This is a genomic window from Mailhella sp. (assembly GCF_057866825.1).
Window position 1 is genome coordinate 1 of record NZ_DBMAHT010000020.1, and the last position, 14,985, is coordinate 14,985.

The window sequence follows — 14,985 nt, forward strand, 5'->3', positions numbered from 1 at the left end:
CTCGCGGGTGATGGCGTCGAGCGCGGCAAAGGGTTCGTCCATGAGCAGAAGGTCGGGGCGGGAGACGAGGGCGCGGCCGATGGCCACGCGCTGGCGCTGGTCGCCGGAAAGCTGCACCGGAAAGCGCTGCTCCAGTCCTTCCAGACCGAGTTCCTTCAGCATGTCGGCCACGGCGGCGGCGCGTTCCTTTCTTCCTGCGCCGCGAAGCTGCAGGGGAAGCGCCAGATTGTCGCGCACGGTTTTCCAGGGGAAGAGGCCGTAGTCCTGAAGAATGAAGGCCGTTTTCCACTGTAAAGGCAGCGAGGCGCTGCCGCAGCTTGCCGGAGTAAGCCCGGCAATGATGGAAAGCAGCGTGCTCTTGCCGCAGCCGGACGGCCCGATGATGGCCAGAGACGCCCCAGCGGGCAGGTCAAAGGAAACGTCGTCGAGCACGACGTTGTTTCCGAAGCTCTTGCCCAGCGAGGCGACGCGCAGCATCTCTTCACTCATTTTTTTTCCTGAAACACGACGTCGCTCAGGGCGGGAAGGCCCTTTTTGAGCAGTCTGTTCTGCTGCATCCACTCGGCGTAGCGCTGCAGATCCTCTTCCGAGGGCAGGCCCAGCGGCGTGAAGGGTTCTTCAAAGCGGAGCATGGCGTAGTGCTCCGCGGCCTTGGGCGCGAGCAGGCCGAGCTGCTGCATCATGGCCTTGTAGGCATCGGGCGCGGCGTTGATGCGCTCGGCCTCTTCCTTGAGCGCTGCGCGGAAGCGCTGAATGCGGTCGGCAAAGGCCGGATCGTCGGCATTGTCCGGCTTTCGCAGCGCGATGACGGCAAGAGGCATGTCGAGCTTTCTGTCGTCGAGGAGCACGCGCGCGCCCTGACCTTCCACCAGGGAGAGCAGAGGTTCGGGCAGCAGCGCGGATTCTATCTGCCCGGAGAGCAGCATCTGAAGCCGCACCGGAATCTGCCGGATGTCGCGTTTTTCCAGCGAACCGGCCGCGCCTTCCTGCGCAAGCAGCGAGTCGAGCACGAAATCCACGATGGTGGCGCGGCCGATGGAGCAGGTCTTGCCCTTGAGATCGGCCAGCGACTCGGCGGAAGATTTCGGGCTGACGGCCAGGCCGAAGAAGCGCGCCTTCGGCGAGGAGTGGGAGGTGGTGGCCACAATGATCTGCGGCGCGCCGTTTTCGTTCTGCATGAGCACGTTGATGATGTCGCCGAAGTGACCGTCGAGCGAGCCTGCGCGCATGGCGGCGCCGAGTTCCAGAGCGCTCTGGAAGGGCACGACTTCCACATCGAGGCCGTGGGCGGCGAACACGCCGTCTTTTTGCGCAGCGTGCAGAATGAGCGAGTCCGCGGCGGGCAGGGAGCCTATTTTCAGGGCGTCGGCTGCCTGGGCGGCATGGACGCAGAACAGGGCAAGCGTCAGGGCGAGGGCGGCTTTTTTCAGTACGGACATGGGCGTTCCCTTGAGTGTTGAAGGTTTGAACGGGACAAGGCGGCGTCGGCAAAAGGGGACGTGCCCGGCCGTCGGCCGGGCGAAGTTTTGCCAAGTGTGCGGAAGTCAGTCCTGCTGCGGGCGGAATCCGGCGTCGGCAAGGAAGCGTTTGGCAAAATCCACGGCTTCCGCGGTGATGCCTTCGCAGGCGTGGGGCGGATCGGAAGGCAGAAAGCCTTCGGGCCGAAGATCGCGGCAGAGCAGGGAGCCGAAACGCGCCGTGAAGGCTTCGGCAAAGCTGCGGCAGAGCGTTTCTATGTCCTTTTCCGTCTTGCCGCGCTCCGTGCCGAGAATGCCGATGAACATGAGCGCGCCTTCCACAAGGCCGCACTGGGCGCGGAATCTGCCTGCGCCGTGCATGCCGACGGCGGCGTGGAAGGTCTGCGGGGCCACGGTCACGCCGAAGGTCTCGCCGAGACAGGCGAGCATGGCGCGTGCGCAGTTGAGGTTGCTGTTCCAGTAGAGGTCATGGACGCGCTGCACGGTCGTGGTCATGGAACCTTCCTTTTAAAGGACGGAATCAGTGTTTTTCCCGGGAGGGACGGAAAGGCGCGGTGGAGCGGTTTTCCAGCAGATGATGGGAAAATTCCACGCGCGTGATGTTGTTGGGCGTGCTGTTGCCGGTCATGCGCTCGTAGAGAATGGTGAAGGCGTTTCTGCCTTTTTCCTCGATGTGATGTTCCACGGACGTGAGGCCGACGTTCCAGAAGCGGGAGGCGGAGAGATTGTCGAAGCCGCACACGCTGTAGTCGTCCGGCACTTTCAGCCCCTTGTCTTCCAGCGCGTCGAGCACGCCGTAGGCCACGAAGTCGTTGACCGCCACGATGCCGGAAATGTCCGGGCAGCGTTTCAGGCAGTCCATGGTGAGCTCGTAGCCCGTGCTGTGTTCTATGCCGATGTCGTTCAGTTCCTCAAGAGGCGTGATTTCGCGGGTGAACACCTGCACGGAGGTGTCCGGTTCCTGGGCATAGACGGCGCGCACGCCGTCGAGCCGGCGTATGCGTATGGCGTTGGCGTTGTTGAGCGTGGTGGAAATGAAGGCGATGTGCTTGTGCCCGAGCCCGAGCATGTGACGCCCCACCAGCATGCCTGCGCTGTAGTTGTCGAGCTCCACGGTATCCACGTTGAGGCTGGTGTTCCTGTCGCCGATGACCACGATGGGCAGGCTGCGGTTGACCTTTTCCAGCTGCTCCACGCTCTGGGGCATCATGGTGAACACCATGCCCGAAACTCCCATTTCCAGCGCCATATCGAGGATTTCCTTTTCCTTTTCGGCGTCGCGGTAGGTGGTGAAGATGAGCGTGGAAACGCCGTGCTGCTCCGCAGACTGCTGAATGGCCTGCACCATGTTGGCATAGTAGGCGTTGCCGACGTTGGGGCTCACGATGAGCACGAGCTTTCTGGAAGACAGCGGACGGCTTCTGCGCCGCACGGGCGCGCGATAGCCCAGAACGTCGGCCGTATGGCGCACGTTCTGCACGGTTTCGGGGGAGAAGGACACGTCCGGTCTTCCGCTGAGTATCATGGAAGCGGTGGTCAGCGAAACGCCGGCCGTCCGGCTCACGTCTTCCAGAGTGATTCTTTTTTTCGTCGTCATGGGAGCTCTCTCCAGGCAGCAGGCTAACGGCAAGGCGGAATTTCGTCAAACGACGGGAGGCGAGATTTACTAAAATTTTAAAAATAAATTTTGAAAATTGGAACGCATCGATTTAAAATATTAAATTTTTAGCTTTTAGAAAAAATGATAATTTTCCTTGCTTAATTGCTGGAATAGCCGTACAAGGAAAAAAACATGAACCGCGGCTGTGTGGAAATTTTATTAAAATTTTAATTAAAACTTCTTGGGTATTTTAATTAAAATTTTAGTAAACTTCTCTGCAAGCCCCGGGGAAAACTTTCCTCAATCTTCATCAGGAGCTTTATTATGAGCGCGCCCAGCAAAAAAGAGATCCGCAAGGTGGTACTGGCCAGCCTTCTCGGAGCCACCATTGAATGGTACGACTTCTTCCTGTACGGCGTTGTCGCGGGCATCGTCTTCAACAAGCTGTACTTCCCCACGGAAGATCCCTTCATTGGTACGCTTCTCGCCTACAGCACCTTTGCCATCGGCTATCTGGCCCGTCCCTTCGGCGGATTCGTGTTCGGCCACTTCGGCGACCGGCTGGGCCGCAAGAGCATGCTCGTGCTCACCATGCTCATCATGGGCCTTGCCACCATCGGCATCGGCCTTGTGCCCACCTATGCGCAGATAGGCATTGCCGCGCCCATCATTCTGCAGACGTTCCGTCTCTGCCAGGGCCTCGGCCTCGGCGGCGAATGGGGCGGCGCCGTGCTCATGACCTATGAATACGCCAGCAAGAAGGAACGCGCCTTCTACGCCAGCATCCCGCAGATGGGTCTGGCCACGGGCCTGTGCCTGTCTTCCGGCGTGGTGGCCCTGCTCTCCTGGGGCCTCACCGACGAGCAGTTCCTCGCCTGGGGCTGGAGACTGGCCTTCCTCGTGAGCGTGCTGCTGGTCTGCGTGGCTCTCTACGTCCGCATGCACATCCTTGAAACTCCCGACTTCCAGAAGGCTCAGGAAAAGGCCCATCAGGACAAGGAAAAGAAGACCCTGCCCATCGTCAAGGTGTGCAAGGAACATCCCGGCAACATCGCTCTCGGCATCGGCGCCCGCTGGATCGACGGCGTGTTCTTCAACGTGCTGGCCGTGTTCGTCATCACCTATCTCGTGCAGTACGTGAACGTGCCGCGCACCGAAGCCCTCTCCATGGTCATGATCTCCGCTCTGGTCATGTGCCCCTTCATCCTCATTGCCGGACGTCTTGCCGACCGCTACGGCCGCGGCCTGGTGTACGGCGTGGCCAGCATTCTCTGCGGTCTGTCCATCTTCCCCGCCTTCTGGCTCATGGGCGCGAGTGAAGGCAATCTGTTCATGATCGGCATCGCCATCATCGTTCCCATCAGCGTGTTCTACGCCGGTGTGTTCGGTCCTGAAGCCGCCCTGTTCTCCGATCTCTTCCCCGCCGACGTGCGCTACACCGGCATTTCCATCGTGTATCAGTTCCCCGGCTTCCTCGTGGCCGGCATCGTGCCCGGCCTGTGCACCTACTTCATCAAGATTGCCGACGGCGATCCCATCTACGTGTGCCTCTACACCATGCTGGCTGCGGCTACGAGCGGCATTTCGGCCTTCATCGTGCAGCGCAAGCACAACGCTGCGGTCCGCCGCCTCGGCGACGACGTGGAACACGTATAGCGATTGTCGGGAGGGGATTTCCCCTCCCGGTTCGCTTCCGGCGCATCGTTTTTTCAGCGTCCGACGCCCCGGCCCGGACTCCGGGCCGGGCGGAATGCAAAAAGACGTCCGTCGTCCACGCCTGCGCATGCCGCATCGACAGGATCGGCAGCGCGGACGTGACGCTGTTCGCCCCCGGGTGGCGACATGGAAAACATCTGACCCGGACGCGGAAGGGATTCCCCCTGACGCAAGGAAATTATCATGCGAGTACTTCAGATTTCAGATTTTCATCTTCGCGGAGACGGCCGCCTTTCCTTTCGCGTGGTGGACACCCCGAAATGTCTTGAGGCGGCGGCGAAGCATCTTTTCGGACTGGCGCAGAAGCCGGACATGATGGTCATTACCGGCGATCTGGCCGACAGCGGCGACGAGCACGCCTACCACATGCTCTACGACGCGCTCTCCCCTCTGAACATTCCCATCTACGCTGTTCCCGGCAACCACGACCGGCGCGACAGAATGCGTTCCATCCTCAAGGGCTGGTGCCCCGAAAACCCCGAAACCGAGCCCTGGCTGTGCTATGCCGTGGAAGAGGACGAAGTGCGTTTCCTCATGATGGACAGCATGAGTCCCGGCTCCCATTCCGGACACGTGCCGGAACAGTGCGCCGCGTGGCTGGAAAAGGAACTGGCGCGTCGCCCCGGCGTGCCCACGCTGGTGTTCATGCATCATCCGCCCTTCGTCACGGGCATGGGCGCCATGGACGAGCCCTATGAAAACGTGGATCGTCTGCGCGGCATTCTGGAAAAGGCTCCCTGGGTGCGTCTGTGCTGCGGTCACATGCACCGTCCCATCTTCACGCAGTGGGGCGGAGTGATGGCCCTGACGGCTCCTGCCGCCTCCATGCAGATCGACCTCGACTTCTCTCCCGAAGGCGGCGACACCTTCGTGATGGAAGCCCCCGGCTATCTGCTGCACGACTGGCGCGACGGCGCGTGGAACACCCATGTCTGCCAGATCTACGGCACGCCCACCTACGCAGGCCCGTACCGCTTCCTCGATTCCGTGAATCCCACGGAAGAATAAACGTTTCCACGCCCTGAGGATCAGCCGAAGGGCGTGTGATTGCCAGGGTCCCCTGTCCCTGTCATTCCTCCTCGAAAAGGCCGCCGCTTCTTGAGAAGCGGCGGCCTTTTTGCGTGGAAATCCTTTTTTTCCGTCAGCGGCAGAGCTTGTTTTCCGTGGCGGTGTTCCAGGGGCGGCAGTGGCCGAGATCGCAGGCTTTTTTCAAATCGGCGCAGGCGTCGCCGTTGCGCCCGTCGAGAAAGGCTCCCGCGGCGCGGTACACGTAGATGAGCGGCTCGTTGGGATTGATTTTTTCCGCGTAGGCGAAGTCGCGCTGCGCGCCTTCGGGCTGATGCTGCTTCAGGCACACCAGACCGCGCGTGGCGTAGGCTTCCGCCGTGGGGGAAAGACGGATGGCCCGCGTGGCGTCGTCGAAGGCTTCGTTGAAGTAGCCGAGATCGCTCAGGGCCAGGCTGCGCATGAGGTAGGGCGCGGGATCCAGCGGATCGGCGTCCACGGCTTTGTCGAGCAGGGCGGCGGCGCGTCCCGGATTCGTGCATTCGCCGGAAGGCGTCCAGTATTCCATGGCCTGCGAAAGATAGGTCTGCGCTTCCGGCGACACGCCGAAGGTCGGCTTGCGGTCGGGAGATTTTTTTGCTGTTGCGGGGGGCGGCGTGCCGTCGTCGTCGCCGAGGAAGGGCAGAGACGACATGCTGCAGCCGGAGAGCAGCGCGAGGCAAAGAACGCACAGAGCGAGATTCTTCATGATTTCTCCTGCAGAGACTGCCGGGCCGGAGCCGTGGAACGGCGTTCCAGCAGATGATGGGTGTATTCCATGCGGGTGAGGTCGCTGACGGCGTCGCCGCCGCAGATGCGCTCGTAGAGAATGTCGAAGGCGCTGCGGGCTCTGGCCTGCGTCTGCTGTTCCACGGTGGTGAGTCCCACGCGCGAAATGCGGGAGGAGGACAGATTGTTGAATCCGCACACGCTGTAGTCTTCGGGCACGCGGAAGCCCTTGTCCGCAATGGCGTCGAGCACGCCGTAGGCGATGAAGTCGTTCACGGCCACGAAGCCGGAAATGCGGCTTTTCTTCTTCAGGCAGTCCGCGGCGAGCTCGTAGCCTATGCGCTGTTCCAGATCGATGCTGTTGAGTTCCTCGTGCGGAGTGTAGTCTCTGGTGAACACCTGAACGGAACAGCCGGGGTTTTCGGCATAGACGTCCTTCACGCCCTGCAGTCTGCGCAGACGTATGGCGTTGGTGGCGTTCATCATGGCGGAAATGAAGGCGATGTGCCTGTGGCCGAGGCTCAGCATGTGACGCGCTATGAGCACGCCGGCGCTGTAGTTGTCGAGCTCCACGGTGTCGATTTTGGGGCTGGAGTTCTTGTCGCCCATGACCACGACGGGAATCTTGCCGTTGAGTTTTTCCACCTTGCGCAGGCTCTGGGGGGTGAGCGTGAAGATCATGCCCGCGGCGCCCAGCGCCAGGGCCATGTTCATGACTTCCTCTTCCTTTTTGGCCTCGCGGTAGGTGGTGAAGATGAGCGTGGAAAAGCTGCGTTCCTCGGCGGCCTGCTGAATGGCCTGCACCAGCCCGGAATAATAGGCGTTGGCGATGTTCGGCGTGACGATGAACACCACGTTTCTTCCCGGCAGGCGGCCTTTGGCGCGCCGCGAGGGAGCGCGGTAGCCGAGTTCCTTGGCGGCCTGGCGCACCTTCTGCACCGTTTCCGGGGAAAAGGACACGTCGGCCCGGGCGTTGAGGATCATGGAAACGGAGCTCAGCGACACGCCCGCGTTGCGGCTCACGTCTTCCAGCGTCACTTTTTTCTTGGCATTCACGGTGGTTCTCCAGAAAAGGAAGCTAACGGCAAGCCCGGTTTTCGTCAAATGGCCGAGAGCGTCTTCTGGAGAAAAAAGAAGGGCCGGGATGACGGAATTCCCGGCCCTTTCGTGGATGAACGCGGGGGAGCAGGCTCCCCCGTTCCATCAATGTTTCATGTTGCGCCACGAGGTGACGACGGAACCGTCGTCCTGTTTCGTGACGTCGAGCATCTTGTCGGCAAGAAGCGGATTGGTGAAGGTGTAGTCCGCACGCTTGTGATTGCCGCGGGTTTCCTTGCGCTCCAGCGCGGAGCGCATGATGCATTCGGCGCAGTCGAACAGGTCGAGCACTTCCGCCGCGCGCATGAGGGTGTGGGAGCAGGAGGCCTTCATGTTGGCGTTCGTTTCCTCGCGCAGCTGAGCCAGGTAGCCGAGACCGGCCTTGAGCAGCGTTTCGGAACGCACGTTGTAGGGGCCCACGTTGGCGTAGTCGCTCATGATCTGGGTGAGGGCGATGTTGGCTTCCTGCCATTCCGCGCCGATTTCTCTGTCCATGAAGGAAGAGAGCAGCTCCATCTTGGCCTTGATGGCGGGATTCTCGGCAAGATCCGCGCTGCCCTTGGCGGTGGCGGCGTCGGCCGCGGCGGCGTGACCGGCTCTCCAGCCCATCCAGGCGGCGAGGCCGAGGCCGCAGCCCGCGTTGCCCACCATGTCGCCCGCGGCGTAGAGGCCGGGCACGGTGGTCTGTCCGTTCTTGTCCACGTCGAGGCCGCGTCCGTGCAGGATGGGCTCGAAGCGGGTGAATTCCACGGCGTGCTTCGCCGGATCAATGCCCTTGGCGTCCATGTAGGCGATGAGGGCGGAGAGGCCTTCGTCGAACATGGCCTTGCGCATGTAGGCCAGAGTTTCGGGCGTGTTTTCCGAGCAGTCGAGGTAGGCGGGGCCGCGTCCGTTGTGCATGACGTCGAGGAAGGCGGAGTTCCAGATGTCGGAGGTGACGTCGCCGTATTCAGGATCGGGCTTGGTCACGAAGGGGCCGAGCGGCTTGCCGTCGGGGTAGCGGTACACGCCTATCCACGTGGCCTTGCCTGCGCGCTGCAGGTACTTGGTGCCGGCGTGGGTGTAGGGGATTTCCATGTTCACCATGCTCGCGCCGATGCGCCAGCCGAGGGCCTGACCGCCGGCGTTGTTGGGGCAGTGGGCGGTGTTGAACAGATAGTTGGGCGTGGAGCCGTTGACGTAGAGCCGATGGGTGAGGCCCGTGGACAGAATGACGCAGGGAGCGCTCACCAGCACGAACGAGGGTTCGGGCTGGCTGGCGTCGATGGCGAGCGCGCCGCAGACGCGGCCGTTTTCCTTGGCGAGCTCCACCACGGGATGATGATTGAGCACGGTGACGCCGTGTTTCTTCATCTGTTCGGCGAGCACGGCCTTCTGCTTGCGGCCGTCGAATTTCAGGAAGGCGCGGGGCTTGCCGGGCAGGGCGTGTCCCTGGAAGTTCCAGCGGCCGAGGGGACGCATGTTGATGCCCCATTCTTCCCACTTCTTCACGATGTCGAAGCTCTCCAGAAGGTGCAGGCGCATGAGTTCCACGTCCTTGGCCTGTCCCACGAGGCTGTTCATGAGGGCGGTGAGCACGGGTTCCACGTCGTCGCCGTGGACTTCGGGAATGTAGCAGCTGAAATGATCGTTGCCCGTGGCCCCGGAGCCGGAACGCTTCACATGGCACTTTTCCAGCACGACCACGCGCTTGGCTCCGCCTTCGGATGCCGCAATGGCGGCCATGGCCCCGCCGATACCGCCGCCAACGATGACGACATCGGCTTCAATAGTCTTGGAAACAGGAATCATGACTTCGCCTCCTGGGGTTTAAGGGAGTCGGCATCGACGTGCAGCAGCGTGAACGCCAGAGGAATACGGAGCGTGATGGCGCCCTTGGGACAGTCGAGCACGCAGGAGTCGCAGTGCCAGCATTCGTCCGGGAATTTGACCTGAGGCATTTTGTCCTTGGAGCGGTCGAACACGAAGATATTGGAGTTGCAGATATCGGCGCAGGTTCCGCAACCTACGCATTTACTGGGATCAATAACGGGAGGCATGACGTTTCTCCTTTGATGTGCGGGGAGCGCCGCCCCTCGGGGCGGCGCTGCAACAGGGGGCTAATTCCAGCACTGACGCCATTCGGTGCGGACGGTGCCGTTTTCCTGCCAGACGTCGAGGAACTTGTCGGAGAGCAGGGGGTTGGTGAAGGTGTAGTCGGAGCGCATGTGCATGCCGCGGGTTTCCTTGCGTTCGAGGGCGGCGTGCATGATGATTTCGCCGTTGTCCATGAGGTCGAGGGTTTCGATGGCTCTCATGAGGCTGTGCGCGTCCGGCACGGAGATTTCGTTGATCGCGTTCTTGCGCAGATCGGCCATGTACTTCAGACCGGCGGTGAGCAGCGTGGCCGAACGCAGACGATGCGGACCCGCAGCGGCGTAGGAATCCATGATCTGCTGCACGGCGAGGTTGGCTTCCTTCCAGGCCGCGCCGCTTTCACGTTCCATGAAGCTGCTGTAGAGCTGCGCGCGTTCCGCAACCCAGGGCGAAGTTTCGGCATTCTTGAGCTCGCAGGAGGCGGCGGAAGCGCCGGCGTGACCGCCCGCAATCCAGCCGTACACGGCCGCGCCAGCGATGTCGGCGCGGAAGTTGCCCACCATGTCGCCTGCGGCGTAGAGGCCGGGAACGGAGGTCTGGCCGTCGATGTCGATTTCCAGGCCGCGGCCGATGATGTGCGGCTCATACTGCATGAATTCCACGGCGTGCTTGGAAACGTCGAGGCCGGTGCGGTCCATGTAGTCCACCAGCGTGGTAAGTCCTTCGCTGATCATGCCCTCGCGCATGAAGGCGAGGTCTTCGGGCTTGGTCTGGGTGCAGTCGATGTAGGCGGGGCCGCTGCCGTTCAGAAGCACGTCGGTGTAGGCGGAGTTCCACACGTCGCAGGTGATGTCGCCCACATAGCGGGTGGCTCTGTCCACGAAGGGGCCGAGCAGCTTGCCGTTGGGATAGCGGTACACGCCTATCCAGGTGGACTTGCCCGCGCGGGCGAAGAACTTGGGACCGGCGTGACGGTTGGGCATTTCCATGTTCACCATCTTCGCGCCGATGCGCCAGGCCTGCGCCTGAGCGGCGCCCGTGCAGGCGGGGCAGAAGGCCGTGTTGAAGGGCCAGCCCGGCGAGCCCGCGGCCGGATACAGACGGTTGGCCGTACCGGTGGAGAGCACCACCTTCTTGGCGCGGATGACGGTGAAGCTGGGCGTATCCTTGGAAACGTCCAGAGCAAGCGCGCCAGCAATTTCGCCGTCGATCTTGATGAGGTCGATGACGGGCATGTGGTTGACGATTTCCACGCCTTCCTTTTTGGCCTGTCTGGTGAGCACCTGCTTCTGATTGTGACCGTCGTACTTGAGCCAGATGCGCGGACGGCCGGGATAGGCGTGCCCCATGAATTCGTAGTCGTCGCCGAAGGGCTTCATGTTGATGCCCCATTCCTGCCAGCGGTCCACCATGTGGATGCTCTCTTCCAGGAAGCGCAGGGAGAGTTTTTCATCGTGGTAGGCGCCCACGAGGCTCTGACGCAGTTCCTTGAGAATGACGCGGATGTCGCTGCCGTGGGCCTTGGGGTAATAGCAGGCAAAGTGGTCGTTGCCCGTGGCGCCGGAACCGGAGCGGCGGGTGTCGGCCTTTTCGGCCACCATGGTCTTGGCTCCGGCGCGGGCGGCGGAAATGGCCGCACACAGACCGCCTATGCCGCCGCCGACAACCAGGACATCAGTGGAAAGGGGAGGATTGAATGCAAGCATGGCTGTCTCCTAGGCGTGCAGGGTGTTCGCATCGACATGCAGAACCATATAGTTGAGGGGAAGGCGCAGTTCCACGGCATGGGTCGGGCAGTCGAGAACGCAGGCGTTGCAGTGCCAGCATTCTTCCGGGTAGGCCACCCGGGGCGTCTGCCCCTTTTCGTGCTTGAAGATGTTCATGGGGCAGATGGTCGCGCACATGCCGCAATGAGTGCAGCGGTCGGCATGGATGATGGGAGGCATGGAAATCTCCTTGATGCGGTTGGCCTACATGAGGCTGGGAATGAGGAGGGAAATCGAAGGGAAGGCGATGATGAGCGCAAGGCAGAGGAACAGGGCCAGCACAAAGGGCGTGGCCGCCCGGAAGATGAGTCCGAGGGGCACGTCCGCCACGCCTTTCATGACGAACAGGTTGATGCCGAACGGCGGCGTTATGGAAGCCATGTTGTTCAGAATGGCGAAGATCACGCCGAACCAGACCAGATCCCAGTGGAAGCTCTTGGCGATGGGCAGGAAGATGGGCACCGTGATGAGGATGAGGGGAATGGCGGGCAGAAAGCAGCCGAGCACGCACATGACGATGACGATGACGCACATGACCACGATGGGAGCCACGTCGAGGGAGGCGATGGAGTTGGCGAGCATGGTGGGCATGCGGGACATGGTCATGAAGTAGCCGAGGATGGTGGCGCCGCCGAGCAGGGTGAAGCACATGGCGGTGAAGCGGCTGGATTCCTCCATGGACTTGCGGAAGTTGGACCACTTCAGCCTGCCCATGACGAGGCCGAGAATGAGGGTGCCCGCCGCGCCGATGGCGCCGCCTTCGGTGGCGGTGAACAGGCCGCCGTAGATGCCGCCGATGACGAGAATGAACAGCAGCACGATGGGCAGACCGCCCTTGAGGGAGGAAACGCGTTCGGCCAGAGGAGCCTTTTCGCGGCGGGGAGCCAGATCGGGATTCTTGAGCACCATGAGCCATACGATGCCCATGAAGCAGACCATGCAGAGCAGACCGGGCAGAATGCCAGCCATGAACAGGTCGCCGATGGACTGCTCGGCCAGCACGCCGTAGAGAATGAAGGTGGTGGAAGGCGGAATGAGCGAACCGATGGTGCCCGAGCAGGAAAGGGTGCCGAGGGCGAGCTTGTCGTCGTAGCGGGCCTTGCGCATTTCGGGCAGGGCGATGGCCGACATGGCGATGGTGCCGGAGAGCGTGTCGCCCACCACGGCGCCGAAGAGGGTGCAGGCGGCCACGGTGCCGATGGCAAGGCCGCCGCGCATGTGGCCTATCCAGGCCGTGCCGAGGCGGTAGAGATCTTCGCCGAAGCGGCTGTAGTAGCAGGCGTAGCCCATGAGCATGAAGGACATGAGGGGCGCCCAGGTGTAGTTGGACACGGTGTTGAACCAGGAATTGCCGAACATGTTGATGCCGGCCAGCTGTCCGCGCAGCACGCAGACGAAGAGCAGGCCCGTGGCCATGAGAGCGAAGCCGATGGGCATGCCGAGGAAGAAGAGGGTGAACAGCACGACGATGCCCACGATGCCCACATGCAGGCCGCTCAGACCGATGATGCGGTGGGTGCCGAAGTACCAGGCCACGAGCAGGGGAATGACGGCGAGCGCCACGCCGAGGATGATTTTCGTACTTCCGGCCTGACGCAGCATTTCCAGCAGGGTGACGAGGGTGTCGCGCACGAGGGCGAGGAAGAGCAGGCACACGCCGGCCACGCCGAGAAAGATGAAGGGTGCGTAGGGAATGCCGAGAATGGGGGTCGCCTTCTGGTTGGTCATGCCGTAGCGGGTCATGGCGTAGATGCACATGGCTATGGTGAAGGTGGACCATACCGTGGTGGCGAATTCCAGCGCGGCCTTGGTGTCGGGCTGGAGCTTGTGGGTGATGATGTCCATGTTGATGTGCGTTTTCGTGTACTGGGCGTAGCCGGTGTACGAGAACACGATCATGGCCATCATGAGGCCGGTGATTTCCACGGTGCCGTCGAGCGGCCTGCCGAAGAAGTAGCGAAGAAAGACGTCCGCAAAGGTGATGACCACCATGAGGAAGAAAAAGAAAATACCGACGTTGCCGCACCAGCGCAGCGGCTTTTCAATGAATGCGCTGGAGGCGCATATCTTTTCGAGCAGGGGGTATTCGCGGGGCATCGTTGACGTTGACATGGGCTCTCCCGAAAAAGGCGAAGACGCAGACTGAGCGCGCTCTCGGCGCGGAGGGTCGGAGAAGAAAAAAGGCGGAGCGGGCCTCGGAAAGTCGCAGCTGCCGGGAGTTCGTCGGCAGGGCGGAGAGTCCGGGCCGCGCTGTCCGGGGCAAGCCTCTCCCGGGCATGATCCGGCAGCGCCGGCCCGCTCCTTGAGAAAGCATTACTTTACGGTTTCCAGGTATCCCTTGTAGATGGGGGAATCCGCCCACTTGATGCCGAGCTTGCCTTCCAGTTCGTAGAAGGTCTTCTTGATGTCGGCGCCGGGGAGGCCTTCCTTGTTGAGGGACTCGAACCATTCATCGACCGGAGGCTGCATGAGTTCGCGGGCCTTGGCGTAGTCGGCGTCGGAGAACAGGATGAATTCCTTGCCGCCCATGTCGGCTCTCCACTTCTTGGTGGCTTCCACGTCTACGCTTTCCCAGTAGTTGGCGAAGGCCTTGTCGGCAAAGTCGCCGGAAACTTCGTCGAGCACCTTGCGCAGATCTTCGGGCAGGGAGTCGTACACGTCCTGATTGATGACGCAGTAGAACAGCGTGTTCTGCACGGCGAGCTCGGTAACGTACTTCAGGCAGTCGCCGTAGCGGCGGGAGACCAGCAGTTCGGGAGACATGGTGGTGCCTTCAATGACGCCCTGCTCCATGGCGGAGTAGATGTCGGAAAGAGGCAGGGACACCACGGTGACGCCGAGCTTCTTCAGGCGTTCGGCGATCATGGCGCTGTTGGCGTTGATCTTGAGGCCCTTGAGGTCTTCGAGGGTGCGGATGGGCTTGGTGGTGGTGCCGATGACGAGCGAGCCGCTCGCGTGGGTGAAGAGCAGCTTCACGCCGTCGAGTTCCTTGAGGGCCTGGGGATACTTGGCGTACAGGCCCTTCACCAGGGCGGTGCCGTCTTCGAGATAGAGTTCGGGGGAGGAGATGGAAAGAATGCCTTCGTGGAAGGGGAACTGGCCGGAATTGGCCTCGTAGGCGCATTCGGTGATGTCCGCAATGCCGGATTTGACGGATTCAAAGGCTTCGGCGCGGGGGCTGAGGGCTTCGGCGAAGTAGGGTTCGATCTTCAGTCTGCCCTGACTGCGCTTTTCCACTTCCTTCGTCCATGCCTGAAGGGGACCCTGCCAGCGTGTGTGGATGGGCGGAATGGGAAGATTCAGGCTCAGCACGTATTCGGGAGCCGCCTGCGCGGATGCGGGAATCATCATGCCCAGAGCAAGCAGGGCGGAACAGAGAAACTTGCCAGCGTTGTTCATCGAGACCTCCGGGGCGGTCGCGGAAAATCACGGCTTGAAGTGTTTTCCGGACGCATTGGAATGAGTAAGGAAAGCTTGC

The 14,985-nt window shown here is 61.7% G+C and carries 14 protein-coding genes; 2 read left to right on the plus strand and 12 right to left on the minus strand.

Annotation, left to right across the window (positions count from 1 at the left end; translation table 11 throughout):
* From ACZM96_RS03655 to ACZM96_RS03670, 4 genes are all read right to left on the minus strand, one after another.
* The coding region (locus tag ACZM96_RS03655) for an ABC transporter ATP-binding protein (RefSeq protein WP_489487422.1) at positions 1 to 489 on the minus strand (489 nt) is incomplete at its 3' end.
* Positions 486 to 1,439 (minus strand): ABC transporter substrate-binding protein, encoded by a 954-nt coding sequence (locus tag ACZM96_RS03660; RefSeq protein WP_489487424.1) that lies wholly within the window; start codon positions 1,437 to 1,439, stop codon positions 486 to 488. The genes ACZM96_RS03655 and ACZM96_RS03660, both read right to left, overlap by 4 nt.
* A 105-nt stretch (positions 1,440 to 1,544) precedes the next feature.
* Positions 1,545 to 1,973: a C-GCAxxG-C-C family protein gene (locus ACZM96_RS03665; RefSeq protein ID WP_489487426.1), complete on the minus strand. Its 429-nt coding sequence runs from the start codon at positions 1,971 to 1,973 to the stop codon at positions 1,545 to 1,547.
* A gap of 25 nt (positions 1,974 to 1,998) precedes the next feature.
* Entirely contained in the window at positions 1,999 to 3,075 is a 1,077-nt protein-coding gene (locus ACZM96_RS03670) for a LacI family DNA-binding transcriptional regulator (RefSeq protein ID WP_489487428.1), read from the minus strand.
* A gap of 327 nt (positions 3,076 to 3,402) precedes the next feature.
* Here ACZM96_RS03670 and ACZM96_RS03675 point away from each other — a divergent pair, with 327 nt between their 5' ends.
* Positions 3,403 to 4,734, plus strand: coding sequence for an MFS transporter (locus ACZM96_RS03675; RefSeq protein ID WP_489487430.1), 1,332 nt, complete (start codon positions 3,403 to 3,405; stop codon positions 4,732 to 4,734).
* 243 nt (positions 4,735 to 4,977) lie between these two features.
* Complete coding sequence (locus ACZM96_RS03680; protein WP_489487431.1) at positions 4,978 to 5,802, plus strand: phosphodiesterase; 825 nt, start codon at positions 4,978 to 4,980, stop codon at positions 5,800 to 5,802.
* 133 nt (positions 5,803 to 5,935) lie between these two features.
* Here the strand turns inward: ACZM96_RS03680 and ACZM96_RS03685 are convergent, their stop codons facing one another.
* The 8 genes from ACZM96_RS03685 to ACZM96_RS03720 all read right to left on the minus strand — a co-directional run bounded on the left by ACZM96_RS03685 (position 5,936) and on the right by ACZM96_RS03720 (position 14,906).
* A complete protein-coding gene (locus ACZM96_RS03685; protein WP_489487433.1) occupies positions 5,936 to 6,547 on the minus strand; it encodes a tetratricopeptide repeat protein in 612 nt (203 codons plus the stop codon).
* Positions 6,544 to 7,623: a LacI family DNA-binding transcriptional regulator gene (locus ACZM96_RS03690; protein ID WP_489487434.1), complete on the minus strand. Its 1,080-nt coding sequence runs from the start codon at positions 7,621 to 7,623 to the stop codon at positions 6,544 to 6,546. The genes ACZM96_RS03685 and ACZM96_RS03690 overlap by 4 nt, the downstream gene beginning before the upstream one ends.
* A 147-nt stretch (positions 7,624 to 7,770) precedes the next feature.
* Positions 7,771 to 9,456, minus strand: coding sequence for an FAD-binding protein (locus tag ACZM96_RS03695; RefSeq protein WP_489487436.1), 1,686 nt, complete (start codon positions 9,454 to 9,456; stop codon positions 7,771 to 7,773).
* A complete protein-coding gene (locus tag ACZM96_RS03700; RefSeq protein ID WP_294485618.1) occupies positions 9,453 to 9,704 on the minus strand; it encodes a 4Fe-4S dicluster domain-containing protein in 252 nt (83 codons plus the stop codon). Before ACZM96_RS03700 ends, ACZM96_RS03695 begins: the two co-directional genes overlap by 4 nt.
* Positions 9,705 to 9,764: 60 nt before the next feature.
* A complete protein-coding gene (locus tag ACZM96_RS03705) occupies positions 9,765 to 11,447 on the minus strand; it encodes an FAD-dependent oxidoreductase (protein WP_489487437.1) in 1,683 nt (560 codons plus the stop codon).
* 9 nt (positions 11,448 to 11,456) lie between these two features.
* Positions 11,457 to 11,687, minus strand: a complete 231-nt coding sequence (locus ACZM96_RS03710) for a 4Fe-4S dicluster domain-containing protein (RefSeq protein ID WP_489487438.1) — start codon at positions 11,685 to 11,687, stop codon at positions 11,457 to 11,459.
* Positions 11,688 to 11,711: 24 nt separating this feature from the next.
* Positions 11,712 to 13,619, minus strand: a complete 1,908-nt coding sequence (locus ACZM96_RS03715; protein WP_489487439.1) for a TRAP transporter large permease subunit — start codon at positions 13,617 to 13,619, stop codon at positions 11,712 to 11,714.
* Between the two features lie 201 nt (positions 13,620 to 13,820).
* Positions 13,821 to 14,906 (minus strand): TRAP transporter substrate-binding protein, encoded by a 1,086-nt coding sequence (locus ACZM96_RS03720; protein ID WP_489487441.1) that lies wholly within the window; start codon positions 14,904 to 14,906, stop codon positions 13,821 to 13,823.
* Positions 14,907 to 14,985 lie beyond the last annotated feature (79 nt).